This window comes from Megasphaera vaginalis (ex Bordigoni et al. 2020) (assembly GCF_900240295.1).
GTDB classification, from domain to species: domain Bacteria; phylum Bacillota; class Negativicutes; order Veillonellales; family Megasphaeraceae; genus Megasphaera; species Megasphaera vaginalis.
Window position 1 is genome coordinate 302,318 of the sequence record NZ_OEQB01000003.1, and the last position, 24,181, is coordinate 326,498.

The window sequence follows — 24,181 nt, forward strand, 5'->3', positions numbered from 1 at the left end:
CTATCCCTCCTTGCCGCCACGCTGCTGTTCAAGGGCGCGAATTTCGTCACGCACCGTTGCCGCATCTTCATACGCTTCCGCGGCAATGAGCTTCTGCAGATGTTGCCGAAGCCGCTTCAGCTGTGTTTCCGTACGAAACACGCCGCTGCCCCGTTCGGGCACCTTGCCGACGTGTCTGCCGTGACCATGTATACGCCGCAGCAGCGGCGTCGCTTCTTCTGCAAACGTTTCATAACAATCGGGACAGCCGAATTTTCCGTTGCGATTGAATTCTTCATAAGTCGTGCCGCAGCTGTTGCAGCGCAATTCCTCGCCGTACCGGCCGTGATGGTCGGGATAAGCCATTTTACGAAAGAAATCATTATCGACAATATTCGACTCTCCGTCGCTTCCGAAGGGACTCTGTTTTCCCGCGCAATCGGCGCAGAGATGAATATCCGTGCGACGGCCGTTTTCTATTTTCGTAATATGCACGACAGCTTCGTGCTTCTTACAGTGATCACAAAGCATGGTACACACTCCTTCCTGTAACGCTATATCGCTATCTGTTTCAAAATACGGCTAATGACGGCAAAGCGCTTTGACGCGTCGTCAATTTCAAGGAAAAGCGCCTGAAAAGTATGATGGAGGATAATGGCTTCTCCGTTGGTAATTACCTTGTTCCTGATCAACTGAAACAGTAAATTATCCAAGTCATCCAAGGTAATACTCACGGCAGGCAGGCGCTCCGTGAGCAAAGCCGGTGTATGGTCCGCTTTTTTTGCCGTCAGCCTGACAATCCGTACAAACCCGCCCGAACCGCGCCGCGATTCAACGAGAAATCCCCGTTCATTAGAAAAACGTGTGCTCAGGACATAGCTGATCTGAGACGGAGCGCATTCCAATTCATCAGCCAGCTCATTTCGCCGCAAAATAATATTCTCTTTTTCTTCTTCCAACAGTTTATGCAAAATAAACTGTTCAATTTTATCTGCCAATACGCTCATGCTGATCACCTTTCTTATCGGTATCTATCCTATCTCATTAAGATAAACTTTTTGACCTTACACTGTATATTATATTCGTCTTTTTGACTTTTTGCAAGAAAAGTCGTCATTCCATTCCTGTATCCGTTGACTTCTTTATCTCCGAACAATCTGCATAAATCGTGCGCTGAAATGCGCCGTCGCAATTGCAAACCCGATTCCGGATATAGTAAAAGCAGGAAGACCGGCACAGTCCTCCTGCTTCTGTGATTCTAAAAAGATAGTTATGATTTTTTACTTTCCGCAGCAAAAGCATTTAATGCCGCCGACAGGGGTACCGTCAAAATGACGCCGAAGCTTCCGGCAAACCCTTTCATAATCTCAACGCCGACGGAGTTGGAATTAATGAGCTGTAAATACGGCAGGTCATAAACATAATCCAATACCCAAACACTAAGTGAACCGCCGAAGAAAGCCAAAATCAGTGTCGTCGCCATGGTTCCCATCACGTCGCGCCCGACATCCATGCCGACGGCGAAGAGTTTTTCCCGGGAAATAGCGGGGTTTTCTTTGACCACGGCTGTACAGGCCGCCGTAATATCCATGGCAATATCCATAACGGCGCCGAGGCTGGCAAAAAGAACGCCTGCAAAGAGCAGCTGCCCGACGTCGATCGCCGTGTTCTGCGCAACGAACAGCAGGCTTTCGATATTTGACACATTATATCCCGAAAGGTTGGTCATCTGTCCGAAAATCAGCGCTGCCGCGCCGGAAACAACGACGCCGCCGAGAGTCCCCAAGAAGGCGATGCCTCCTTTGCGGCTCCAACCGTTTATCAGGTACATCGTTGCCGCTAAAATTACGGCTGCTGTCAAAACAGCGGCAACGACGGGCGGCGTCCCGCGGAAAATCATAGGAAAAAAGAGATAGACAAAGCAGACAAAGGTCAAGACCAGGGCCGCGGCGGATTTCATGCCTTTTTTACCGCCAATAAGCGACAACATGAGCAAAAACGTGCCGATGTAAAGATAAATCGGCAGTGATCTGTCGACATTATAAACGGTATGCAGATCCAGAGCCCCGACGACGCTGGACAAAACGATGACCTTCATGCCAGGCTCACAGATCGTACCGAACAAAAGTCCGTTCGGACAGTTTGCCGCCACGAGCCGACCCTTTTGGCTGCCGCTCGTCATCTGCAGCAATACCTCCTGATCGCCTGCACGACTGCCGTCCTCCTGCAAATTATCCCGCACGATCTCAGCAACAGTTGCCGTTTCAAAGGTCCGCCCTTGGGTAGCGACCATTTCCGGCTTCTCTACATGCTGAAAGTTCTGGAGGAAAAGCGCGGCGCCAAGAAGCACCGCGATTATCAGTGCAAATCGTTTTGCTTTTTGCAAGGTCATCAGTCTTTGACGATGCTGTACGCGTCATCAATGGGCGCGCCGCTTTCAACGTCATATGTGTTGATCGTGAATGACGTATCGGTCACGCGAATGACGGAATATGTCGGACGCCAGGTCTGACTTCTGGCGGCAATATAATCCTGCTGCTGCGGAATCAACTCATAGAATTTGGACCCTGTCGCCGAGTTGGAGGACATATAGAAAACGCCTTGCGGATTGTGCAGTACGCCCTGCTTCATATCGGCAATCGTATAACACAGGTTCTGTGACGTGTACATATCCTTAAACGCGCTGTTTTTCAGCGCCGTGTCCAACAAGCTGTGCGATTGTCCGCTCTGTCCCTGACCGCGCAGGTCGCTGAAAGACAGATGCTTCTTGCCGTCACTGCTGATCTGATAAGTCCGCGCATACGTATGGTCATGTCCTTGCAGAACGACGTCGATATGATTGGCGTCGTAGATCGGCGTCAGCTGCGTACGCAAGAGGATGCCGTCAGAATCGGAATGATCGAGACCGCTGCCGTAAATATCCTGGTGCATGACGACGATACGCCATTTGGCATCCGGATACGCGGCGATCGCTTTTTGAATCAACGCCTGATGATCGGCGGCATTATAGTTATTGGCATTAATGACGATAAAGAGCGCACTGCCGTAAGCATAGTAATACCCGTGCCCGGCAACGGTCGGATTCTTTTCTTCCACAAACGGGTTCGGCACATTGAAATGGTTCCCGTAGCCGACGGTCATGCTGTCATGGTTGCCGATGCTCGATGCTTCCGGCAAGCTGCGCAGAGCGCGGGCCGACAGATACCCGGCATATTCTTCTTCTTGCTGTAAAATTTTAGCCGGATCCTGATTGGCTGCCGGTTCATTGATCTGGTCGCCAGGCGAAACCAGGAAATCGATATCCTGATGCTGCGCCAAAGCGGCATTCAGCGTCTTGTTCCAGTTGTACGCATCGTTTCTGGCCGCCATATCGCCGTTCATCTTCTTCGCGCCGTCGGCAGGAGTCTGTCCTTTCGAAGCGCCGATCTGCGGGTCGCCGACATACATGAAGGAAAAATCATGCGGATTTCCGGTCTTGATCATTTCGGCTTTCTGCCATTGCCCGTTCTTCTTAACTTGATACCAATACGTCGAATCAGCCTTCAAGCCGCTGATTTCAACCTTGTTCGCATAATAGGTTTTGCCGCCAATAACCGTTCCTTCCTGACAGACGCCGCCGAAAGTCTTGGCTTTCGACATATCCTCGTTGCGGGATATACGCACTTCCGCACGATCTGCCTTTTCCTTCGAATACCAGGCAAAGTTCAACTTCGATTCATTCGTACCGGGGGCAATCGAAACCTGCTCGTAATCACTTTTGATTTCTTCCCAATGCGCCTTCCATTCCTGCCAGTCCGTGTTATCGGAAACGGCGGTCCGCGTCGTCGCTTGCGGCGTCAGGGAAGCATCATTCCAATGACTTGTCGCCGCAAATACGCCGACAGAAGCCATACATAATACAGCAGCAACGTACGCAGTAATTTTCTTTTTGTTCGTGTGAAAGGAATCCATCGATTCAACATCTCCTCGTCATAAATTATAAACATGATTTCTTTCACTATACCGGTACTCTGTAATGAATCGCCGAGCTTTCTGTCAAAGTCCTGTAAAAAAAACAGGCGAAACGCTGCTCGCTCCGCCTGCCGTACTGCCGGTTATTTTTTTATATAATGCCAGATCAAGGCCTGTGTGCCTTCATTCTCATAGCCTGCCGCGGCAAGTTCTTCAAAGTTTTCCAAGGCTTTCTGTAAAATATCCAGGGAAATCCCTTTCTTTTCACTTTCTTCCTGCGCCAACTTGAAATCCTTGATGATGTGTTTCATATAAAATCCCGGCGCATAGTCATGTGCCAGTATTTTCGGCCCTAAGCTGCTGAGCTGCGCACTGCCGCCGGCGCCGCCGGAAATCGCCCCTAAGAGCACGGCCGGATCGAGACCTTGCGCGTTACCGTATGTTAACGCTTCACACACGCCGCTGAGCGCGCCGGCAATGAGAATCTGGTTCGCCAATTTGCCGTGCTGACCGCTGCCGGCTTTTCCCAAATACGTAATCGTCTTACCGACGGCGCGAAATACGGGCAACAGCGTTTCAAAGTCGCCCTTTTTCGCCGCCCGCCAAAAGCGACAACGTACCGGCAATGGCGCCGCTTTCGCCGCCGGTGACGGGGACATCGAGGACGTGAAAGCCTTTGGCCTTGCCGTCCCGGTAAAGCCGCTCGGCCAAGGTCGGACTCGTCGTCGTACAATCAACCAGATACGTTCCCGGTGCCGCGGCGTCAAATATATTGCCTGCGCCGTAATAAACCTCTTCGACATCAGCAGGAAACCCTACCATGGTCATGACGAGATCACAATCGTTGACACATTCACCGATAGTCGGAAAGAATGCGGCGCCCGCCGTCAGAAGCGCTGCCGCTTTCTCTTTCGTACGCGCGTAGATCCGGACAGAAAAGCCCGCCTTCAGCAAATTGCGTACCATCGGTTTGCCCATGATACCGACGCCGATAAACCCTATCGTCTTCATGACAGTTACCTCCTATTTTTTATACCCCGTCGTAAAATCCACTTCATTCTGCAACGGCTTGCCGTTTATGTACGCCTTCAAATTATCGACGGCGATACGGACGATCGCGTCGTGCGTCGCCGCCACATGATAGCCGCCGGAAATATGCGGTGTAATATAGATGCCTTCGGTCCGCCACAAGGGATCTGCGGCAGGGAGAGGCTCCGGATCCGTAACATCGACAGCGGCCCCCGCCAGGTGACCGGACGTCACGGCGGCACATAAATCTTGCTGCACGACATTGGAACCGCGACCGATATTTAAAAACCAGGCGCCCTTTTTCATTTTTCCGAAACGCGCCGCATCATACAAATGATACGTTTCCGGCGTATCAGGAAGGCATGAAGCCACGATATCGGCCTTCGCCAACTGCCGGTCGAGATCAGTAATAAGCGCCATTTCATCCGCGCCCTGTGCAGGCGTCACGCTGCGGCGGCGAATGCCGATGACATGCGTCCCCAAGGCCTGCAGCCGCCGCCCCAACTGACTGCCTATATCCCCGTAACCGACGATCACAGCTGTTGCACCGTAAAGAGACGTAACGGGGCCTTCATCCCGCCAAAGGGCCTGCTTCTGATTATCATAATAAGCGTATAACCGTTTCATCATGGCTAATAGCTGGGCCAGCATGTGCTCGGCCAAGGCCAATCCGTAGGCCCCCGTAGCATTTGTCAGCAACGTGCCAGCCGGCAAAATGCCGTCACCGCAATACGTATTGGCGCCGGCACTGTTCAGCTGCAGCCAGCGAAGCTGCTTGGCCTGCTGCAGCAAAGACGGCTTCACATTGCCGATAATGACTTCGGCGTCAGCCAGATCCTGCGGCTTGACAAGAGCACTTACCGGCCCCTGCACATCGGCATAGACTACGGTATTGGTGCCGGCAGCCGCCTCAATGAGCGTTTTATGTTTCTCCGTAACTTCCATTGCAACTAAAATTTTCAACTGAAAACCTCCCCATATATGGACTCTTCCGGCAATATCACATAGGGCGGGAACTATTTTTCTACCAGTCCAGTTTTCCCGTCAACAAGTAGACGAGCAATCCTTTTTCCGCATGACGGCGATTTTCGGCTTCATCCAAAATCGTTTCCAAGTGCTGCTCCATGACCTCTTTGCTGATTTCGAAGCCCGGATGGATAGGCATATCATGGAATACGAGCGCCTTTGTGCCTGCCAGTAATGCCGCATCGATTTGATACGGCATCATCTGCTCAATGATGGCGTTCTTCTTTTCCTCATAGGCAGGATTCGTAAAAAATTCCATGTCGACCCATGTATCGGTATAGACGCAGTCCACGGCACCGACAATTTTCTTCAATTCTTCTTTGCTGACAGTCGGAGAAATTTCATGATAACGTCCCGTGGCCTTCAATGAATCGTAAAAATCACCGCCCACAGCCATGACCTGACTGAAAGGTGTCAGCCCGTACATCTGCCCGCCTAAGGCCGTAACGATTTCAGATAAAGAATTAAAGGTATTGTTTTTGGCGCCAATGTACAGAACCGATGCCGAGAAACGCCCCAGCTTTTCATATAACGTCAGCATATCCGCCAACGCCTGCGTCGGGTGAAACGTATTATCGCAACCGTTGATAACCGGTACAGTAGCACTGTTCATAAAGGCCGCCGTCGTTTCAGCTTTCTTGAATCGCCCCATAATACAGTCCACATTGCGGCAAACGTACTGCACTTCACTCATCGTATCGCCGATCGTAAAATTGCTGTCACTCCATTTTTGATTATACGCCTTTCCGCCTAATTCTTCCATGCCTATGACGAAAGATAAATATGTCCGATTAGAGGTTTTTTCAAAAAGCGTATATAATTTTTTCCCTGATAAAATATTCGCATATGCCTCTTGATTTTCTTTTATTTTCTTTGCCAACAATAAGATGCCCTGTAATTCATCAGACGTGTAATTTTTAAAGCTGTTAACGTGTTTCATCATATCTCCTCCATAAATACATGCCTCCGTCGAATGCATTTATCGTATCATATAAAGCGTATTTTTTCAAGTAATTATACAATATTTTTGCATTTTTAATTTATTTGTTCAAAATAAAAACCGGTGATTCCAAAGGAATCACCGGTTAAAAGGTTTTCTATTTACTCAAGCTTCTTACGCTTTTGTAACGTTAGCAGCCTGCGGTCCACGAGCGCCATCGACGATGTCGAATTCAACTTCCTGACCTTCTGTCAGGGATTTGAAGCCGTCTTCCTGGATAGCTGAAAAATGTACAAACACATCGCCGCCATCTTCTCTTTCAATAAAGCCATAACCTTTTTCTGCGCTAAACCATTTTACTTTACCGTGCATACCAAAATCCTCCTAAATAAAAACAATTCCAGCTATCTTGTAGCTCTTACGTTAGTGTATCATAATCAAAGTGGCATGTCAATGTAATTTCCTCTCATAATTATAAATATTTTAAAATTTTTATTCATATTTATCTTATTAAGATTTATGATTACTGCTGTTTTATAGGTCTTTTCTAAGATAGTGACAAAAAGAATACGTATATTTATTAGATTCATTTTTTTCAAACCGTTCTGCCGATTCCAATTGCCACTGCCCTTCTTCAAAAGGTGGGAAAAATGCGTCGGCTTCGAACACGGCCTCTATTTTTGTTAAATAAAGACTGCAGGCAAACGGCAGAAATGCCGCATAAAGCGATGCGCCGCCAATGACGAAGTACTCTTTCGACGGCTCCATGTCCTGTCTCAAATCCGCAACAGAATGATATACCGCAATATCCTTTCGACGCTTACCGTAATCCGCTTGAGACGTTAATACCCAGTGACTGCGACCCGGTAAGATTCCCGGCAAGCTTTCAAAGGTTTTCCGTCCCATAATCATCGGGTGCCCCATCGTCAACGCTTTAAAGTGCCGTAAATCCGCCGAAATATGACAGAGTAATTGATTATCCCTGCCGATGCCTCCATCTTCCGCAACGGCGGCGATCAAGTGCAGCATCAGACAGCGACCTCCATCGATAATTTTCCTAAGTGCCGATAATTATCCAGTGTGATATCCTCTATTTTAAAATCATAAAAATCTCGCACCGCCGTATTGATCAGCAAGTCGGGCGCCGCCATGGCGGCATCACGCCGAGCCAATTGCTGCCGCAATACTTCTACATGATTTTCATAAACATGGGCGTTATTAATGACATGTGTGAAAAGGCCCGGTTTCAGTCCTGCAGACTGGGCAATCAAGTGTACCAAAACGGCATACTGGGTCATATTGAAGGGAACACCGAGTCCCATATCGCCGCTGCGCTGTATCAACATGCAATTCAGCCGTCCTGCCGTAACATCCCAAAGCGTCTGAAAAGCGCAAGGCTGCAGCGCCATATCGTCCAGATCATCCAAGTTCCAGAGGGAAACGATCATGCGGCGACTCTGCGGATCTGTCCGCAGCTGCTCCAAAAGCGTATCTACCTGCCTGTATTTCCGAATCTGATATCCGTAAGCCTTGCCGATCGTGCCGTCAGGCCGCATCCATTCGTCCCAAACGTGGCAATTCATCTTCTGCAACTCCCGTACGTCGTTGCTCTGAAGCTGCCAGATCCAAAGGATTTCCTTCACTGCCGTCTTAAATGCGACGAATTTCGTCGTTAAAATGGGAAATTCCGCCGCTAAATCAAACTGCATGACTTGATGCGGTAACTTGTACGTCCGAATCCCCGTTCTGTTATTGCCATAAAAACCGTGCTCGATGATGTTCTCAACAATATCGAGATATTGCGTATCTGCGCTGCTCATGCATTTCACCTCATTATTCATCAAATTCTCGAAGCGCTTCCAAAAAAATATGCCCATATTTGTGAAGTTTAAAGGAGCCGACTCCTTTTACTTCTCCCAACTCGTCAAGCGACTGAGGCCGCCGTCCTGCAATTTCCCACAACGTGGCATCGGAAAAGATAACGAAAGGCGGGATTTGTTCCTCTTTGGCCAATCTGTACCGTAACGAACGCAGGATTTCAAACACTGGTCGCAACGCAACTTCGTCGATATCGGCAGAAAACCGTTTTTTCTTTTCCGCCGAAGGAGCGGCGGCAATCCGTTTCGTTCTGACGACGGTCCTGCCGCTCTGCAGTTGTTCCCTCCCTGCCGCCGTCAATGACAGGACAGGATACTGACCGTCGGATTGTTCAAGGAAGTGTAACTGCAAACATGTTCGAATAAGGCTGCGAATCTCTTCCTGGGAAAAATCGCCCAACATGCCAAACGACGCCTTCCCTTCAAACCCGTAACGCCTGACCTTGGCATTAGCCGTCCCTTTCAGTATATCACAGACCATTGTCATCCCGAAACGGCCTTTCAGTTCATCGACACAAAGGCAGATCAGCCGAACTTCCGGCGTAATCTTTTCTTCCACCTTCGGACTGTCGCAATTACCGCAATGGCCGCAGTCACGCCAAGCAGGCGTCTCGCCGAAATACGCCAAAATGGCGCGGCGCAGACACCCCGGCTGCTCGCAATAGTCGATCATTTGCCGAAGCAGGAGCTTTTCGTGCCGCTGCTGTTGTTGATCATGCACGGATCTTTCAATCAAATAATTCTGAATCATAATGTCCTGCCTGCTAAACAGGAGAATGCATTCGCCGGGAGCTCCGTCGCGCCCGGCACGACCCGCTTCCTGATAATAACTCTCCATATTTTTCGGCATTTGATAATGAATCACAAATCGGACATTGCTTTTATCAATACCCATTCCGAAAGCATTCGTAGCTACAATAACTGCCAGCCGGTCATACGAAAAGGCTTCCTGCACGCGCCGCCGTTCCTCATCGGACAAACCGGCATGGTACCGGCCGACAGAAAAGCCCTGACGCTGCAGTCGCTGATAAATACGATCTACATCTTTGCGCGTCGCCCCGTAAATAATCCCGCTGTCACGCCGGTGTTCGCGCAAATAGGCTTCCAAAAAAGCCATGCGGTCGCCGTTGCCGACAACACGAAAATACAAGTTCGGCCGGTCAAAACCACCGATAAACAACTGCGGTTTCTGCAGCCCCAAGAGCGCCAACATATCACCCTTGACCTTTTCCGTCGCCGTCGCCGTAAATGCGCTCACGACGGGACGCTGCGGCAACGCCTCGATCCAGGAACTGATCGCCCCGTAGCTTGGCCGGAAATCATGTCCCCATTGCGATACGCAATGGGCTTCGTCAATGACGACCATGGCAAGCGGCAATTCCTTCATCAGCGAAGTAAAGAATTCATTTTGCAGTCGCTCCGGCGAAATATACACCAACTTGAACTTACCCCTGCAAATTTGCGAAAATCGTTCCTTCGATTCTTCAAAGGTACATTGACTGTTGATAAAAGTCGCGGCAATCTGCTGATTCAGAAGGGAATCAACCTGATCTTTCATCAGGGAAATAAGCGGTGAAATAACCAAAGTAAGACCGGGCATCAGCAGCGCCGGGATCTGAAAACAAAGTGATTTTCCGGCTCCCGTCGGCATGATGACCAAACTGTCACGCTGCTGCAGCAATGCAGTGACAACAGCTTCCTGCCCGGGCCTGAACGCCGTATATCCGAAATACTGTTTTAACACATCTGTCGGCTGCATAATAACTCCATTCAACAAAACGTAAAAACGGGACTGCCATAAAACGAGTCCTTCCTCATTTTATTACAGTCCCTATATTATATCAAATTTATTTTTTCAGTTCTTCTGCAAGAACGGCTCCCAAACGCTTGATTCCTTCAACAATCCGGTCTTCAGGCATATTGGAGTAGTTTAGCCTGAAGTGATTGCCGTGACCGCCATTCGGATAGAAGATATCGCCCGGCACATAAGCGACATTCTGCGCAATACATTTGGGCATCAATTTTTTTGCGTCCACATCGTCAGGCAAGGTAACCCACGTAAACAGGCCGCCTTGCGGATACGTAAAGGTGACATCGGCGGGGAAATACGTCTTCATCGCGTCACACATCAGATCGCGCCTTTTCGCATAAAGCGCCGTAATACGGGCAATGTGCGCTTCCATATCAAACAACTTACAGAAATACGCCGCCTGCCGTTGTCCGAACGTGGATGTGCCGAGATCGACGGCCTGCTTGAACTTGACAAATTTATCAACGATGTCCGGTGCCGCAACGATCCAGCCGAGCCGCAGGCCGGGCATAAAAATTTTGGAGAAAGAACCCAGAAAAACGACCTTCCCCTGCGTATCCAACGATTTTAAAGACGGCATTTTTTCAAGACCGTAACGAATTTCGCCGTACGGATTATCTTCCAGCACGACAACATCGTATTTGCTGACGATATCCATAAAAGCCTTCCGCCGTTCCAGGGGCCACGTTACGCCTGTCGGATTCTGGAATTCAGGAATGACATAAATCAAACGGACAGCGTCGTCTGCAGCTAAAATTTTTTCCAATGCTTCCGGAATAATCCCCTTGTCATCTGTCGGCACTTCCGTATAGCGCGGTCCGGCGGGATCAAAGGCCATGATAGCCCCCATGTACGACGGGCTTTCCATCAAGATGGACTGCCCTTTATCAACCAGTATCTGCGCTAAGATGAACAGCGCCTGCTGCGAACCGGTCGTCACGACGATATGTTCCGGTTGGCAATCGACGAAAAATTTATCCTTCATTCTCCGGGCAATTTCTTCACGGAGCGGCACATACCCTTCCGTCGTTCCGTACTGCACGGCCTGACGTCCTTCTTCGGCATAAATAGCCGCATCCACCTGCTTCATCTCTTCAATCGGGAAAAGCTCCGGCGCCGGAAGACCGCCGGCAAAGGAAATGATTTCCGGCTTTTCCGTCAGCGCTAATAAGGCCGCAATATCGGACGACTGTAATGAATTGGCAAAATTTGAAAATTTAGTCATGACAAACACCCCTTTTAATGATAAATCCCCTAATGGCATACATTATACCATCGCTATGCGTCATTGGCAATTTTCATTTTCCATCATTTTTATTCCCGCGCCGGTTATTCCGCTGCGGCCGGCACGCCGCCACATCACTGTGTACCGGAATGGCGCCAGCAAAAGACCCTTCCGTATCGGAGATACAGAAGGGTCCGCATCCAAACCGGTTAATTGAAAACGCCCGACGTCACTGCTTATTGCCGCGTGCAGACGAGTGCACGCCGTCCAGCGACCGATCAAATGTAAACGACCATATTTGCGGCGTATCCGGCCCGACTTCCATGTCTATCTGCGGATGAGCCGGCACGTTCCGCCCCGTTTTATCCTGATAATAGATCATACCGCTTGCCGCATCGTATGTATAATCACTTATTTTCGCTTTCTTATGCGCTGCGTCCCGAACCGTTGTCGCAATGCCGAAATCGTTATCGTTCGATACGAACATCGTTTTATGGTCATAACTCATCGTCAGCCCTTCCGCTTTTTCCGTATCCCAGCCGTAACGCCGCAAATCGGCAATCAGCGTCTTGACCGGAAGATACGGCGCCAGCTCTTCGCGGGACGCAAATTCGATGTCCTTGCCGTTGATTTTTGTATTCGTAACATCCGTACCGGTCGAAAGATCCACCATATAGACCCTGTTCATCATTGATTTATCGGCTTGCTTTCCTTGCTCGATAATCAAGACGCGATGATTGTCGATTGCATAAGCATCGCCTAATTTCGCATCCCCCATCTTCTTGTACGTCCCTTCCAGCGGATAAGCATACGTTTTATAAGTACAATCCGTCGGATTCCAGTCAAACAAGCGGCAAACGACTGCATTCTTCGTTTTTCCGCCATTCGTCAAGATACTTTGAACCAAAAACAGGATATGGCCATTGGGCATGATCGTCAAACCTTCAGCGCCGCGATTGGGCGTCCGTTCGCCAGCAATAGCCGGCAACCCGTTTTTAGGCGAATATTTCTCAAGAATTCTCGCCTGCCGATCCATTTTGACGACAAACGGGCCATATTCATCACTGATCCAGATATTGCCGTCCCGATCACGGGCAATGGCTTCCGTATCCAAACCGTTTTCATCGAAAGGAAGCAGCTTGAGATCACTGGACAGCGCCACTTCCCCGCTGGAACCGGTCTCGCCGGGAGGAACGGGACGGCCGGAAATCGCGTTTCCCGATGGATCCTTAATCGGCATAACCTTTACTACGGCGGCTTTTCCGTCAGCTAAAACCACTTCGCCGATTTCAGGGTGGAAATCAGGAGCCGGGAAGAGCTTGGAAGTGTATTTTTTACCGTTATAGATGACATCCATCCCATCCAAATTCGGCCCTCTGTCCGTGATTGTCAATAAACGCGGCGCTCCCTCTTGCGTATATCCTTCAAAAGAAAGCCCTGAGCCGAAAGCCGCGTTCAGGCCATTGGGAAATATTTTTTTATCGGCTGCGGCGCTGGGGACATAGTACCGTTTATCCATAACCAGCGGATATTTTTGATAGGTAACGATCTGCGCGGCATGAACGCTAAAAAAAGCCGCTGAACCCCCCAGACACAACCCAGCCAAAATCATCATTATTCTTTTCTTTTTCATAAAACACGCCTCCGCTTCACTATATATTGTTTTGCTGCACGCCACACCGTCATCCTCCGCTGAATAAGCGTAAAGCCGGCTTCACCGGCCGGCTTTACCTTGGTTGGGGTTTCGTACTGGGGAGCAACCTGTATGTATCAACTGTAAAACAGAGCCTTATCCATCTGTTCTACAGGGCTAACCATAGCGGTCTTAACCCTGACCGGGGAGATAAGAGGATCACCTCCGAATTAGAAGTAGAGTGGTTTATCCGTCGACTCCTTGGGAGGCTTGTCGTAAATACTAAGACGGGTCAGTTTTTTCAATTTCGCCATCGCTTCAGCAACTTTACCGGTATGTGTCACGTACATCGTCAAGGCCGTCCCTACCGCTGCAGCTATTGCTAATCTTTTCATTCCATGCCCTCCTTTATTTACGTTGTACCTTTACTATACCCGGCGTGCGTATATAAATGATTGAAATATCGTCAATATCTTGTAAAATCATAAAAAAAGAGAAAGTATCCGTTGCGGACGCCTTCTCTTTTTATACTCAGGTAGTTATTTTATTTCAATTAACCGATATTCACGCGTACCGAGGCACATTTTTTCAGCATGCTCCAAAGCGGCTTGCCAGTCCGTTTCCGGCTCGATATCCGTAAAATAATCCCCGTTATGCTCTTTAGTACTCAAAACGCTGTTGGCCATAACCGGCTGCCGATTGACGGCATCGACACAGGCCTGGTCAAGAGCCACCAGATCATAAGACGCAAACATGCCGATGTCAGGAACGATGGGCACGTCATTTTCAGAATGACAGTCACAACACGGCGATATGTCAACGGCCAGACTGATATGGAACGTTTCCCGGCCCCGGACGATAGCCGCCGTATATTCGGCCATTTTCCTGCTCAACACCGTATAGGCTTCATTCCAAACAGGCGCAATGGCGTCGACAGGACAGACGCCGATACACCGCCCGCAGCCGACGCAAATTTCCTCCGTGATGAAAGACTTGCCGTCCGTTACATGCACCGCATCATGCGCGCAGATTTTTTCACACTTATGACAGCCAATACAGTATTCCTGCTGAACATAAGGCTTGCCTGCACTGTGTTGTTCCATTTTACCGGCCCGAGAACCGCCGCCCATGCCCAAATTTTTGATGGCGCCGCCGAAGCCTGCCGCCTCATGCCCCTTGAAATGAGTCAGGGAAATGACGATATCGGCATCCATCAAAGCGCGGCCGATTTTGGCCTCCTTGACATATTCGCCGTCCGGCAGCGGCACCAGCGCCTCGTCCAGCCCTTTCAGGCCGTCGGCAATAATGACCTGGGCGCCTGTCGTGTACGGTGTGAAACCGTTTTTATAGGCCGATTCAATATGATCGACGGCATTTTTCCGACCGCCGACATACAATGTATTGCAATCGGTCAAAAACGGTTTGCCTCCTAAAGACTTGACAATTTGCACAATCTCGGCAGCGTACTGTGGACGAAGAAAGGCCAGATTACCCGGTTCCCCGAAATGCAATTTGATGGCGACAAACTTATTGGTAAAATCTATCTTTTCAATCCCCGCTGCCCGCACCAACCTTCCCAGTTTATGCGCCAGCCCTTCCCCTTCTTTTGTCCTCATCGTAGTAAAAAATACATCTGACATGATTATTCCTCCCCTATACTTGACATACATGACTCCATTCTGACGGAAAAGATGCGCTTTTCCTATACCCGCTATTATCATACCCGATTTACCGAAAAAGGAAAAGCGGCAGATGCGAGAGAATCAAGCGCCATGAATTCCCCCTTTACCGTTTTCGTCCCACCGTAAAAGCGGCTACGAAACATGCAGAAAAGCCGGAAGCGGCAGGCTGAAAGATTACGCCGTCCGCCGTTTCACCAGGCGCCCTATGCCGCGCCGCGCGCCCCCTTCGACGCATCTATCGCCTCGCTACGCCGCAAGGTACAGAATAATTCTTGGCAGCCAATTACTTCATCAAATGCAAAAACGAACTTTCAATTCTCCATTATGAGAATCAAAAGTTCGCATTTGTCTGTCTTGGTGGGCGATAACAGGATCGAACTGCTGACATCCTGCTTGTAAGGCAGGCGCTCTCCCAGCTGAGCTAATCGCCCGTATGGTGACCCCTGCGGGATTTGAACCCACGTTCACGCCGTGAAAGGGCGGTGTCTTAACCACTTGACCAAGGGGCCTTGGCTCCTCAAGTAGGACTCGAACCTACGACAAATCGGTTAACAGCCGATTGCTCTACCAACTGAGCTATTGAGGAATACGGTTCCATTCGTAAGGAACAATACGTATTATAGCAGAGAAGGTATATTTTGGCAAGTATTTATTCAAAAAAAAGCTGCCGTCCGAATCGGACGACAGCTTTTCCCAATCATATGATAAATTTACTGATCTTACATCATACCGGGCATGCCGCCGGGCATACCGCCAGACATACCGGCCGGAGCAGCACCTGCCGGTTCCGGTTTATCGGCAACAAGCGTTTCCGTTGTCAGTACCAAAGCGGCAATAGATGCTGCATTTTGGAGCGCCGAACGAGTAACTTTCGCGGGATCAACGATACCGGCTTTGATCATGTCGACATATTCTTCCGTCAACGCGTTAAATCCTACACCATCTGCAGAAGCTTTCACTTCGGCAACGATAACGGATCCTTCCAGGCCGGCATTAGCGGCGATCTGGCGTACAGGCGCTTCGACAGCGCGTTTAACGAGGTTAATACCAGTCTGTACGTCGCCTTCTTCTTTAAGGGCATCCAACGAAGGAAGAATATCAATAAAGGTCGTACCGCCGCCGGCTACGATACCTTCTTCGACAGCTGCACGCGTCGCATTCAATGCATCTTCCAACCGCAGTTTCTTTTCTTTCAATTCGACTTCCGTAGCGGCGCCGACTTCGATGACGGCTACACCGCCGGACATCTTAGCCAAACGTTCCTGCAACTTTTCTTTATCAAAATCAGAAGTCGTTTCGGCAATCTGCGCTTTGAGCTGTGCAATGCGGTCTTTAATGGCAGAAGCATCACCGTGCCCTTCAACGATCGTCGTTTCATCTTTGGTAACGCGGATCTGACGAGCCGTGCCGAGATCTTCCATGGTAATGCTGTCCAGTTTACGACCTACATCCTCCGTAATAACCGTAGCACCGGTCAAGGTGGCAATATCCTGCAACATGGCTTTGCGACGGTCGCCGAATCCGGGAGCTTTCACGGCAACGGCCTTGAAGGTGCCGCGCAGTTTGTTGACCACTAAGGTAGCCAATGCTTCGCCTTCTACGTCTTCAGCGATGATCAGGAGTTCTTTGCCCGCCTGAACGACTTTTTCCAGAACAGGGAGCATTTCCTGAATGGATGCGATCTTGCGGTCTGTAACCAAAATGTACGGTTCAGACATAACGGCTTCCATCTTATCCGGATCGGTCACCATGTACGGAGAAATATAACCGCGATCAAACTGCATGCCTTCTACAACGGAAAGCTGTGTTCCCATCGTTTTCGATTCTTCAACGGTAATGACGCCGTCTTTGCCGACTTTTTCCATAGCGTCGGCAATCAAGCCGCCGACTTCTTCATCGCCGGCAGAAATGGACGCAACCTGTGCAATAGAAGATTTATCGGATACGGCGATGGAGCGGGATTTAATTTCTTCTACGAGCTTGTTGACAGCTTTTTCGATGCCTCGTTTCAAAATCATCGGATTGGCGCCGGCAGCTACGTTGCGCATCCCTTCCTGAATCATGGCTTGCGCCAGCAAGGTGGCCGTCGTCGTGCCGTCGCCGGCTACATCATTGGTCTTCGTCGCAACTTCTTTGACGAGCTGAGCGCCCATATTTTCAAAGGGATCTTCCAATTCGATATCACGGGCAATCGTGACGCCGTCATTGGTAATAGTCGGTGCGCCGAATTTTTTATCCAATACGACGTTGCGGCCCTTAGGCCCTAAGGTAACTTTAACGGCATTGGCCAAGGCGTCTACACCGTTGCCCAAAGCCCGACGTGCTTCTTCATTAAACAAAATTTGTTTAGCCATTGTTATACACTCTCCTGTTCGGAATATGGAATGAATCAGATAATTGCCAGAATATCACGTTCGCTGACGATGAGATATTCGTTTCCTTCAAACTTCACTTCTGTGCCTGCATATTTAGAGAAAATAATCTTGTCGCCGACAGCCACATCCAAAGGGATACGCTTGCCGTCGTCCTGAACCTTGCCGGCTCCGACAGCCACTACTTCTCCCTGGCTCGGCTTTTCCTTTGCCGTATCAGGCAAATATATACCGCTGGCAGTTTTTTCTTCCTGTTCCAATACGCGAATAACTACGCGGTCTCCTAAAGGTCTAATCATTTTCATATTCCTCCTTAAGTTGTTGATTCTTTTTATTAGCACTCATAATATCCGAGTGCTAATTACACTATATATATTACCCACTAAAGGTGAAAAAGTCAATACCCCTCATTTTTGATTTACTATTTATTTACCTTCCCGTTTTTCCCATTGCGCGATCAGTGCCGCAGCAATTTCTTTTAACGCCTTCCCCGTCTTCATGCTGTATTGCCGCATACGACGATATGCTTCGTCTTCTGTAATATCGTAGGTTTCCATAATCAGCCCTTTGGCCCGTTCAACGAGTTTGCGCTCTTCAATCTCTTCATGCAGGTCGATAATCGCCTTAACCGCTTCCTGTTGACGCCTGAATTGTAAGACGGCGACTTCCATGGCCGGAAAAAGGTTCCGCGGTGTTACCGGTTTGACGAGATATCCGAAAATTCCCGAGTCTTTAGCCTGATCGACTACTTCATGCTGATCGTATGCCGTCAATAATAAGACGGGCGCCAATCCTTCATGAGCAATCATCTTCGCTGCATGAATGCCGTCGAGCTTCGGCATCTTGATATCGAGAAAGACGAGATCCGGCCTTTCCCGACGTACCAGCGCCAAGGCTTCGACGCCGTCTGCCGCCGCTCCGACAACCTGATGACCGGCCTCTTCCAGCATTTCACACAGGTCCAAACGAATAATAGTTTCATCATCGGCGATTACGATCCGATATCCCATCAGCGTTTCTCCCCCTTCTCTTTCGGAAAAGCAATGACAGCCTTGGTACCGTCGCCGACATGAGACGTAATTTCTAACGTGCCGTGCAAATCCTTTTCCACTAAAGTTCGGACTATCGTCAGTCCCAAATGTTTTCGTTCCTGCGCCGTCGCGGCAAAGGCGAAACCGCAGCCCGTGTCACTGACGGTCAAGGTTGCCGTCCCGTCCGAACACAGGATCTGTATCGACAGTTCGCCGACATTACGCTCTTCAAAACCGTGAATAACGGCATTCGTAATGAGTTCATTCAAAGCCAGTGATAAAGAGGTCGCCTCATGTGACGGCAAATACAGCGACGTACCGGAAAAAACGGGAGTAATAACACATTCTTTTCTGGCTAAACTTTGCAGAAGCAATTCCTGTAATCGTTTGGCGACAGGCGTAATATCCAGTTGTTCTTCTTCATGATGGGAAAGTGTCTCATGGACTAACGAGATGCTGAGAATACGATTCAAACTTTCCTGCAAGGCGTCCCGCGCTTCTCTCCCTTCAACACGGCGCATTTGAAGGCGCAGCAATCCGGCGACTGTCTGCAAGTTGTTTTTGACGCGATGATGAATTTCCTTGATCGCCGACGTCTTGACCAGCAGTTCTTCTTCTTTACGGTGAAGTTCCGTACGTTCCGCGACGACGGCAATGACGCGCCAGACCTTACCGCTGTGCAGCAGCGGTATCACGCGCCGCGTCAGCAGCAATCTGCCGTAAGTGACTTCATCACGCAGACTTTGGCCAGTCGCCAGGACATGCTTTATCCCGGTAAGATTGAGCGGCGTTTTATATACGTTGCTGCCTGCAAGCGTCCCTTTTCGCCCCTGGAGGTGCATGATCCGTTCAGCTATCTCATCGGCATAAATAATCAGTCCCCGGTCGTCGCTTAAAATGACGCCATCTTGCACGGATAAAGGGCGATACAGCTTATTTCCCTCATGGCAAAGCGGTACTTGAAGAGAATGAAAAGCCGTTTCCGTCAGTATTTCCCGTCTCCTCTCGACAGCGCCGATAAAACAAATGACGGCAATCGGCTTGCCGCCATTATCAACAAAAGGAAAAGTCGTTACCACTTCCCCCGATACGTCTCCCGTAAGACGGCTCCCGGTATTGAAAGTCTGCCATACGAGTTGCTTAATGGCTGCCGAAAAATCCGAAAGCTGACTCCGTTCTGCCGGCAAGTCATTTTCCTGCCGTACTAAAGGCCTGCGACCGGCGACGGCAATAAAAACCTCCTCCGCTTTCGCCGGCACAAAAACCAATAATCGCCGCTGCGCCAAATCGCAAGCGAATTGCAGCAGCGGTTCACTGTTCGATAAAATGTGAATTTGTACGGCAGACAGACCGCTTTGGTCACGACAAACGGATTCCAAAGCCATAGATATTCCAACTCCTCACATCGACGTAATGGCCAATCCCGGATTGGCATTGAGCGTCAAGTCAGCATAATGGCCCGCTTTTGCCAGATAATACGCGCGGCAGCCGATCATGGCGGCATTATCCGTGCAAAGTATCGGTTCCGGACGATAGACGGCGATCCCTCTGGAAGCCGCGCCGACCGTCAGTGCCGCGGCCAACGCACTGTTGGCCGCTACCCCCCCGGCAACGGCAACAGTTTTTAGGCCTCTGTATTCTGCGGCAGCAAAAGTTTTTTCCGTCAACGTATCAACAACAGTTTGTTGAAAACTTGCGGCAATGTCATGAGGATTGTACGACTTGCCTCGTTGTTCCTGTGTGTGCAGGTAGTTCAATACAGCCGATTTCAATCCGCTGAAACTGAATTCAAAATTGTGCTTTTCCTGAAGGGCCTGCGGAAAAACGACGGCATGGGGATTCCCGGTGCGTGCCAGCGCATCAATCTGCGGTCCGCCCGGATAAGGATAGCCCATAACCCTGGCAATCTTGTCAAAAGCTTCCCCCGCCGCGTCGTCACGCGTCTGTCCAAGTAAGAGAAACCGGTTATAGTCCTGCACTTCCACCAATTGCGTATGTCCGCCGGAAACAACAAGGGCCAAGAAAGGCGGCTCCAGTTTCGGATGACTGAGGAAATTGGCAAAAATATGACCCTCCATATGATTTACTCCGACCAACGGTTTATCCAAGGCAAAACTCAACGCCTTCGCCGCCGCCACCCCGACGAGTAAAGCGCCGACCAGTCCAGGACCGTAAGTGACGCCGATGTGGTCAACATCATGCAACGTAATTCGTGCTTCATCAAGAGCCTCTTTAATGATTGGCAGCACATATTCGATATGCTGCCGCGAAGCGATTTCCGGTACGACACCGCCGAATTTTCGATGGATCGGAACCTGCGTCGATATGATATTTGATAAAATCGTACGGCCGTCCCGCAGAACAGCTGCCGACGTTTCATCACAACTGGTTTCCAATGACAATGTATACATAACGTCTTCTTTCCTCACTTAATGGATCCACGGATACTGTTCTTTTTTACAATCCATGACAAAAGCGTCTTCCACAGGATCACTGTAGTATCCTTTTCGCACAGTCAGCTCCGTATATCCCAATTTCCGATATAATGCCAACGCCGTCGTATTGGAAATGCGAACTTCCAAATAAATATCGTTGCAACCGTCGGCCCATGCCGCTTCCATCAATACGCGCAGCAACAATTCTCCGTACCCCTGCCCGCGCGCCGCTGGTGACAAAGCGATATTCGTAATCTGCCCCTCATCGAGAACACGCCATAATCCGGCATAGCCGCAAACTATTCCCGCTTCATTTTCCAGCACGTAGTAAATCGTCTTATCCCCATTATTCAGCAATTCTTTCTCAATAGCTTTTTTTGTCCACGGTACGGAAAACGATGCCTCTTCAACGGCAAAAATTCCGTCTCTGTCATCAAGGCGCGCCGGCCGCACGATCATTGACACGGGGCACCGCCATGCCGCTTTTCCCAAAGGACCTCCGCTTCGCTGCGTCGCTTATAAGACGGCACCAAGGTCATGGCATCATCATAATCGCCGCGTTGCAGCCGAAAAGCTCCGGCTAATGCCAGACTGCCGGCCCGCGGAATAACCTGCGTCGGCGGAGCTATGCGAAAAGGAGCCGCTGTCGATCCGATTTGCGCCGCCCCCAATAAAGCACCGTCACCGCAAAAGACGACAGCTTCATCAGCCAACAACTGCAATACCGCTGTCAACGGCGCTATCGTGACAGGATGAACTTCGTTGACCGTACCGTCCCGCCACCGATAAAGGGAATAATAGACATTGCCTTTTTGCGCATCAATAAGGGGACAAATAAGATCGCCGACGCCAACAAAGTTCCAAGCCAGCGCCAGCGGCGTTTCAATTCCGACAATAGGAACGTGCCACGCGAAAGCCAAAGCCTTTGCCGTCGCCAGGCCGATGCGCAACCCCGTAAAAGATCCGGGGCCTGCGGAAACGATCACACCGTCAATATCTTCTTTTTTCGCAGCCGCCTTGACCAACATATCGGCAATGTGGGGCATCAATTGTTCCGAATGCGTTAACTTGGCCTGAATCGTAAGTTCAGCCCGCAGCTTCTCTCCTTGAAGCAGCGCCACGCTGGATACGAGACTTGATGTTTCAATTGCTAAAAACATAATGCGCTGACCTCTTTTTCTCTCTTTTGCCAACTATTTCCTTGAAAATGCAGCTTAAAAATGCGCGTCAGATCGTCAAGCTTTTCGATCGTAACGATAACAGCGCCGGCAGGAAGTCGCTCAGGAAATTTTTCGGACCATTCGATGACCGTAACACCGCTGCCGAGATAATCTGCAAATCCCAGTGCTTCAAGTTCCTCTTCCCTTTCCAGGCGATAAAAATCAAAATGCTGCAACGGTACAGGACCATCATAATAGTTGAGGATCGTAAAGGTCGGGCTGACAACAGGCGCGCAGATTCCCATCCCTTGCGCAATACCCTGGACGAAATGCGTCTTGCCGGCTCCCAAATCGCCTTGCAGCGCCACTACATCCCCTTCTTCCAGCAGTTTGCCGAATGCGCTGCCGAAAGCGACCGTCTCCTCTTCACTCTGTGTTTTCCGTTCGTATTTCATCGTTTCTCCTCACTGAAATGATTCCATCCCGATGGCAGCACCTGATATTGCAGAGCCCCGTCCTGCACATAAACTCCCGGTTCACCTGCAATGACAGCGCCGATCATCGTAATCTCGGGATAAACGCGCTGCAGCCGAGCAAAATCGGCAGTTCCTATCGTGAAGATTAATTCATAATCTTCACCGCCGTTAAAAACATACGTCCAAATATCCTTGCCCGTTTCGGTAGACCATGCCCTTAATTCCTCGCTGCAAGGTATCCGATCCTTTTGTAACAGCAATCGCACCTTGCTGGCTTTAGCAATTTCATTCGCCTCGCTGGCCAAACCGTCGCTGATGTCATTGAGACTATGGGCGTGATATTCGACCAGCAGCCTGCCTAACGAGATCTGCGGAACCGGAAATTGGTGGGCTCTCTTTAATCTCTCATAGCCCGCGTGACGGGTCAGGAGAACGTCAAGGCCGGCGCCGGAATCGCCGAGACAATGAGAGACGGCAACAATATCTCCTACTTTGGCGCCGCTTCGGCAAATGGCCTTAGTCTTTTCGATCTCACCGAAGGCGGCAACGGTAATAACCAGTCCTTCCTTGGACATGACCGTATCCCCGCCGAGAATATTCACCTGATAAGTACGGCAAATATCTTTGATCCCCCGATAAAGGGAAATAAGATCTTCCACCTCCATCTGCGGCGAAATAGCCGTAGAAAGGACCAGGTGTGTCGGCACGGCGCCCATAGCGGCAATATCGCTCAAATTGGAAGCAACGGCCTTATAGCCTACATCATACCAGGAAGCCGTCGTACCGATAATAAAATGACTGTTTTCCACCATCGTATCGATAACGGCAACCTGCTCCATACCGTCAGTTGTCTTGTAAACGGCGCCATCATCACCAATACCGATAACAACGGACTCCGGTGCAAAAAGGGTATCGTCCTTGATCGCATCAATAAACCCAAATTCTCCTATTTCCGTTATTTTCATAGCTGTACTCCTTACGCAATGTATGCAAACGTTAGGTATATTTTAAAAGAAAGCGCCCAAAAAGTAAACGCCATAAGACACAATACCTTTTCCGATATCAACATTGCCAATGGTTGTATGCGAACACTTGAGAAAAAGTATCATATAGAAAAAGCAGCTCATACAAAATGCATGAGCTGCCTGTCTTGGTGACCCGGTAGGGATTCGAACCCTAGACCTACTGATTCGTAGTCAGTCACTCTATCCAGCTGAGCTACCGAGTCATGAAGGAGGAATCATAGCTGCAATCGAACTTCCATCCCTCCGCTTTATGGCAGGGGCAGAAGGAGTCGAACCCTCAACCAACGGTTTTGGAGACCGCTACTCTACCAATTGAGCTATACCCCTATGTAAAAGAAAACCCGCAAGGGCTAACTTTTTAACGGTTGCACAAGGCATTGCCAAACAATGCCTTGTGCATCCTGTAATCAGCAACTTCCTATCCTCCCAGGGGGCCTCCCCCCAAGTACGTTCGGCGTTTGTAGGCTTAACTGCTGTGTTCGGTATGGGAACAGGTGGATCCCTACAGCTATCGTCACTGAATTCCTCTC

At 49.7% G+C, this 24,181-nt stretch carries 25 protein-coding genes, 5 tRNA genes and 1 rRNA gene; all 31 read right to left on the minus strand.

The window, feature by feature from the left end; translation table 11 throughout:
• On the minus strand, positions 1–510 hold the full coding sequence (locus C0977_RS05705; protein ID WP_023054445.1) for a UvrB/UvrC motif-containing protein: 510 nt from the start codon (positions 508–510) through the stop codon (positions 1–3).
• 23 nt (positions 511–533) lie between these two features.
• A complete protein-coding gene (locus C0977_RS05710) occupies positions 534–986 on the minus strand; it encodes a CtsR family transcriptional regulator (RefSeq protein ID WP_023054476.1) in 453 nt (150 codons plus the stop codon).
• 263 nt (positions 987–1,249) lie between these two features.
• Entirely contained in the window at positions 1,250–2,371 is a 1,122-nt protein-coding gene (locus tag C0977_RS05720) for a YibE/F family protein (protein WP_101912710.1), read from the minus strand.
• Positions 2,371–3,930 carry a purple acid phosphatase family protein gene (locus C0977_RS05725; protein WP_023054426.1) on the minus strand — a complete coding sequence of 520 codons (1,560 nt, stop codon included), beginning with the start codon at positions 3,928–3,930 and terminating at the stop codon, positions 2,371–2,373. Before C0977_RS05725 ends, C0977_RS05720 begins: the two co-directional genes overlap by 1 nt.
• Positions 3,931–4,073: 143 nt before the next feature.
• Positions 4,074–4,589 carry an NAD(P)-dependent oxidoreductase gene (locus tag C0977_RS11140; protein WP_234987585.1) on the minus strand — a complete coding sequence of 172 codons (516 nt, stop codon included), beginning with the start codon at positions 4,587–4,589 and terminating at the stop codon, positions 4,074–4,076.
• Complete coding sequence (locus tag C0977_RS11145; protein ID WP_234987586.1) at positions 4,507–4,941, minus strand: NAD(P)-dependent oxidoreductase; 435 nt, start codon at positions 4,939–4,941, stop codon at positions 4,507–4,509. The genes C0977_RS11140 and C0977_RS11145 overlap by 83 nt, the downstream gene beginning before the upstream one ends.
• A 12-nt stretch (positions 4,942–4,953) precedes the next feature.
• Positions 4,954–5,922: a D-2-hydroxyacid dehydrogenase gene (locus C0977_RS05735; RefSeq protein WP_234987587.1), complete on the minus strand. Its 969-nt coding sequence runs from the start codon at positions 5,920–5,922 to the stop codon at positions 4,954–4,956.
• A gap of 61 nt (positions 5,923–5,983) precedes the next feature.
• Complete coding sequence (locus tag C0977_RS05740) at positions 5,984–6,928, minus strand: ornithine carbamoyltransferase (protein WP_231391308.1); 945 nt, start codon at positions 6,926–6,928, stop codon at positions 5,984–5,986.
• 171 nt (positions 6,929–7,099) lie between these two features.
• Entirely contained in the window at positions 7,100–7,297 is a 198-nt protein-coding gene (locus C0977_RS05745; protein WP_023054391.1) for a cold shock domain-containing protein, read from the minus strand.
• Between the two features lie 162 nt (positions 7,298–7,459).
• On the minus strand, positions 7,460–7,954 hold the full coding sequence (locus tag C0977_RS05750; RefSeq protein ID WP_023054421.1) for a dihydrofolate reductase: 495 nt from the start codon (positions 7,952–7,954) through the stop codon (positions 7,460–7,462).
• On the minus strand, positions 7,954–8,745 hold the full coding sequence (locus tag C0977_RS05755) for a thymidylate synthase (RefSeq protein WP_023054485.1): 792 nt from the start codon (positions 8,743–8,745) through the stop codon (positions 7,954–7,956). Before C0977_RS05755 ends, C0977_RS05750 begins: the two co-directional genes overlap by 1 nt.
• Positions 8,746–8,758: 13 nt before the next feature.
• Complete coding sequence (gene recQ, locus C0977_RS05760; RefSeq protein WP_101912711.1) at positions 8,759–10,561, minus strand: DNA helicase RecQ; 1,803 nt, start codon at positions 10,559–10,561, stop codon at positions 8,759–8,761.
• Positions 10,562–10,649: 88 nt separating this feature from the next.
• Complete coding sequence (locus C0977_RS05765) at positions 10,650–11,837, minus strand: PLP-dependent aminotransferase family protein (RefSeq protein ID WP_101912712.1); 1,188 nt, start codon at positions 11,835–11,837, stop codon at positions 10,650–10,652.
• 229 nt (positions 11,838–12,066) lie between these two features.
• On the minus strand, positions 12,067–13,470 hold the full coding sequence (locus C0977_RS05770) for an esterase-like activity of phytase family protein (protein ID WP_101912713.1): 1,404 nt from the start codon (positions 13,468–13,470) through the stop codon (positions 12,067–12,069).
• A gap of 230 nt (positions 13,471–13,700) precedes the next feature.
• Positions 13,701–13,865, minus strand: coding sequence for a hypothetical protein (locus C0977_RS10875; protein WP_159459039.1), 165 nt, complete (start codon positions 13,863–13,865; stop codon positions 13,701–13,703).
• 144 nt (positions 13,866–14,009) lie between these two features.
• Positions 14,010–15,116, minus strand: a complete 1,107-nt coding sequence (locus C0977_RS05775; RefSeq protein WP_101912740.1) for a DUF362 domain-containing protein — start codon at positions 15,114–15,116, stop codon at positions 14,010–14,012.
• A gap of 391 nt (positions 15,117–15,507) precedes the next feature.
• Positions 15,508–15,583 (minus strand) — tRNA-Val (locus C0977_RS05780).
• A gap of 3 nt (positions 15,584–15,586) precedes the next feature.
• Positions 15,587–15,661 (minus strand) — tRNA-Glu (locus C0977_RS05785).
• 1 nt (position 15,662) lies between these two features.
• Positions 15,663–15,738 (minus strand) — tRNA-Asn (locus C0977_RS05790).
• Positions 15,739–15,871: 133 nt separating this feature from the next.
• The gene (gene groL, locus C0977_RS05795) at positions 15,872–17,506 is read right to left on the minus strand and encodes a chaperonin GroEL (protein WP_101912714.1); all 1,635 of its coding nucleotides are present in this window, start codon (positions 17,504–17,506) and stop codon (positions 15,872–15,874) included.
• A gap of 35 nt (positions 17,507–17,541) precedes the next feature.
• On the minus strand, positions 17,542–17,823 hold the full coding sequence (gene groES, locus C0977_RS05800; RefSeq protein WP_036242753.1) for a co-chaperone GroES: 282 nt from the start codon (positions 17,821–17,823) through the stop codon (positions 17,542–17,544).
• A gap of 126 nt (positions 17,824–17,949) precedes the next feature.
• Entirely contained in the window at positions 17,950–18,534 is a 585-nt protein-coding gene (locus C0977_RS05805) for an ANTAR domain-containing response regulator (protein ID WP_101912715.1), read from the minus strand.
• Positions 18,534–19,940 carry a sensor histidine kinase gene (locus C0977_RS05810; RefSeq protein ID WP_101912716.1) on the minus strand — a complete coding sequence of 469 codons (1,407 nt, stop codon included), beginning with the start codon at positions 19,938–19,940 and terminating at the stop codon, positions 18,534–18,536. The genes C0977_RS05805 and C0977_RS05810 overlap by 1 nt, the downstream gene beginning before the upstream one ends.
• 15 nt (positions 19,941–19,955) lie before the next feature.
• Positions 19,956–20,966: a tRNA (adenosine(37)-N6)-threonylcarbamoyltransferase complex transferase subunit TsaD gene (gene tsaD / locus C0977_RS05815; RefSeq protein WP_101912717.1), complete on the minus strand. Its 1,011-nt coding sequence runs from the start codon at positions 20,964–20,966 to the stop codon at positions 19,956–19,958.
• Between the two features lie 18 nt (positions 20,967–20,984).
• Positions 20,985–21,449 (minus strand): ribosomal protein S18-alanine N-acetyltransferase, encoded by a 465-nt coding sequence (rimI, locus tag C0977_RS05820; protein ID WP_023053532.1) that lies wholly within the window; start codon positions 21,447–21,449, stop codon positions 20,985–20,987.
• A complete protein-coding gene (gene tsaB, locus C0977_RS05825) occupies positions 21,446–22,150 on the minus strand; it encodes a tRNA (adenosine(37)-N6)-threonylcarbamoyltransferase complex dimerization subunit type 1 TsaB (RefSeq protein WP_101912718.1) in 705 nt (234 codons plus the stop codon). The genes rimI and tsaB overlap by 4 nt, the downstream gene beginning before the upstream one ends.
• On the minus strand, positions 22,141–22,605 hold the full coding sequence (gene tsaE / locus C0977_RS05830) for a tRNA (adenosine(37)-N6)-threonylcarbamoyltransferase complex ATPase subunit type 1 TsaE (protein ID WP_023053531.1): 465 nt from the start codon (positions 22,603–22,605) through the stop codon (positions 22,141–22,143). The genes tsaB and tsaE overlap by 10 nt, the downstream gene beginning before the upstream one ends.
• On the minus strand, positions 22,602–23,591 hold the full coding sequence (thiL, locus tag C0977_RS05835; RefSeq protein ID WP_101912719.1) for a thiamine-phosphate kinase: 990 nt from the start codon (positions 23,589–23,591) through the stop codon (positions 22,602–22,604). Before thiL ends, tsaE begins: the two co-directional genes overlap by 4 nt.
• 186 nt (positions 23,592–23,777) lie before the next feature.
• Positions 23,778–23,854: transfer RNA gene (locus C0977_RS05840), tRNA-Arg, on the minus strand.
• 48 nt (positions 23,855–23,902) lie between these two features.
• Positions 23,903–23,978: transfer RNA gene (locus C0977_RS05845), tRNA-Trp, on the minus strand.
• A 78-nt stretch (positions 23,979–24,056) separates the two neighbouring features.
• Positions 24,057–24,173, minus strand: a 5S ribosomal RNA gene (gene rrf / locus C0977_RS05850).
• Positions 24,174–24,181: the final 8 nt, after the last annotated feature.

Excerpts from the sequence above, each read along its gene's own strand:
- C0977_RS05750 (WP_023054421.1), bottom strand. The coding sequence starts at position 7,954 with ATGCTGCACTTGATCGCCGCCGTTGCGGAAGATGGAGGCATCGGCAGG.
- C0977_RS11145 (WP_234987586.1), bottom strand. The coding sequence starts at position 4,941 with ATGAAGACGATAGGGTTTATCGGCGTCGGTATCATGGGCAAACCGATG.
- C0977_RS05705 (WP_023054445.1), bottom strand. The coding sequence starts at position 510 with ATGCTTTGTGATCACTGTAAGAAGCACGAAGCTGTCGTGCATATTACG.
- rimI (WP_023053532.1), bottom strand. The coding sequence starts at position 21,449 with ATGATCGTGCGGCCGGCGCGCCTTGATGACAGAGACGGAATTTTTGCC.
- groES (WP_036242753.1), bottom strand. The coding sequence starts at position 17,823 with ATGATTAGACCTTTAGGAGACCGCGTAGTTATTCGCGTATTGGAACAG.
- thiL (WP_101912719.1), bottom strand. The coding sequence starts at position 23,591 with ATGAAAATAACGGAAATAGGAGAATTTGGGTTTATTGATGCGATCAAG.
- recQ (WP_101912711.1), bottom strand. The coding sequence starts at position 10,561 with ATGCAGCCGACAGATGTGTTAAAACAGTATTTCGGATATACGGCGTTC.
- C0977_RS05745 (WP_023054391.1), bottom strand. The coding sequence starts at position 7,297 with ATGCACGGTAAAGTAAAATGGTTTAGCGCAGAAAAAGGTTATGGCTTT.
- tsaD (WP_101912717.1), bottom strand. The coding sequence starts at position 20,966 with ATGTATACATTGTCATTGGAAACCAGTTGTGATGAAACGTCGGCAGCT.
- C0977_RS05725 (WP_023054426.1), bottom strand. The coding sequence starts at position 3,930 with ATGGATTCCTTTCACACGAACAAAAAGAAAATTACTGCGTACGTTGCT.
- C0977_RS05720 (WP_101912710.1), bottom strand. The coding sequence starts at position 2,371 with ATGACCTTGCAAAAAGCAAAACGATTTGCACTGATAATCGCGGTGCTT.
- groL (WP_101912714.1), bottom strand. The coding sequence starts at position 17,506 with ATGGCTAAACAAATTTTGTTTAATGAAGAAGCACGTCGGGCTTTGGGC.
- tsaB (WP_101912718.1), bottom strand. The coding sequence starts at position 22,150 with ATGTTTTTAGCAATTGAAACATCAAGTCTCGTATCCAGCGTGGCGCTG.
- C0977_RS05765 (WP_101912712.1), bottom strand. The coding sequence starts at position 11,837 with ATGACTAAATTTTCAAATTTTGCCAATTCATTACAGTCGTCCGATATT.
- C0977_RS05710 (WP_023054476.1), bottom strand. The coding sequence starts at position 986 with ATGAGCGTATTGGCAGATAAAATTGAACAGTTTATTTTGCATAAACTG.
- tsaE (WP_023053531.1), bottom strand. The coding sequence starts at position 22,605 with ATGAAATACGAACGGAAAACACAGAGTGAAGAGGAGACGGTCGCTTTC.
- C0977_RS10875 (WP_159459039.1), bottom strand. The coding sequence starts at position 13,865 with ATGAAAAGATTAGCAATAGCTGCAGCGGTAGGGACGGCCTTGACGATG.
- C0977_RS05805 (WP_101912715.1), bottom strand. The coding sequence starts at position 18,534 with ATGGGATATCGGATCGTAATCGCCGATGATGAAACTATTATTCGTTTG.
- C0977_RS05810 (WP_101912716.1), bottom strand. The coding sequence starts at position 19,940 with ATGGCTTTGGAATCCGTTTGTCGTGACCAAAGCGGTCTGTCTGCCGTA.
- C0977_RS11140 (WP_234987585.1), bottom strand. The coding sequence starts at position 4,589 with ATGTCCCCGTCACCGGCGGCGAAAGCGGCGCCATTGCCGGTACGTTGT.
- C0977_RS05755 (WP_023054485.1), bottom strand. The coding sequence starts at position 8,745 with ATGAGCAGCGCAGATACGCAATATCTCGATATTGTTGAGAACATCATC.
- C0977_RS05740 (WP_231391308.1), bottom strand. The coding sequence starts at position 6,928 with ATGATGAAACACGTTAACAGCTTTAAAAATTACACGTCTGATGAATTA.
- C0977_RS05770 (WP_101912713.1), bottom strand. The coding sequence starts at position 13,470 with ATGAAAAAGAAAAGAATAATGATGATTTTGGCTGGGTTGTGTCTGGGG.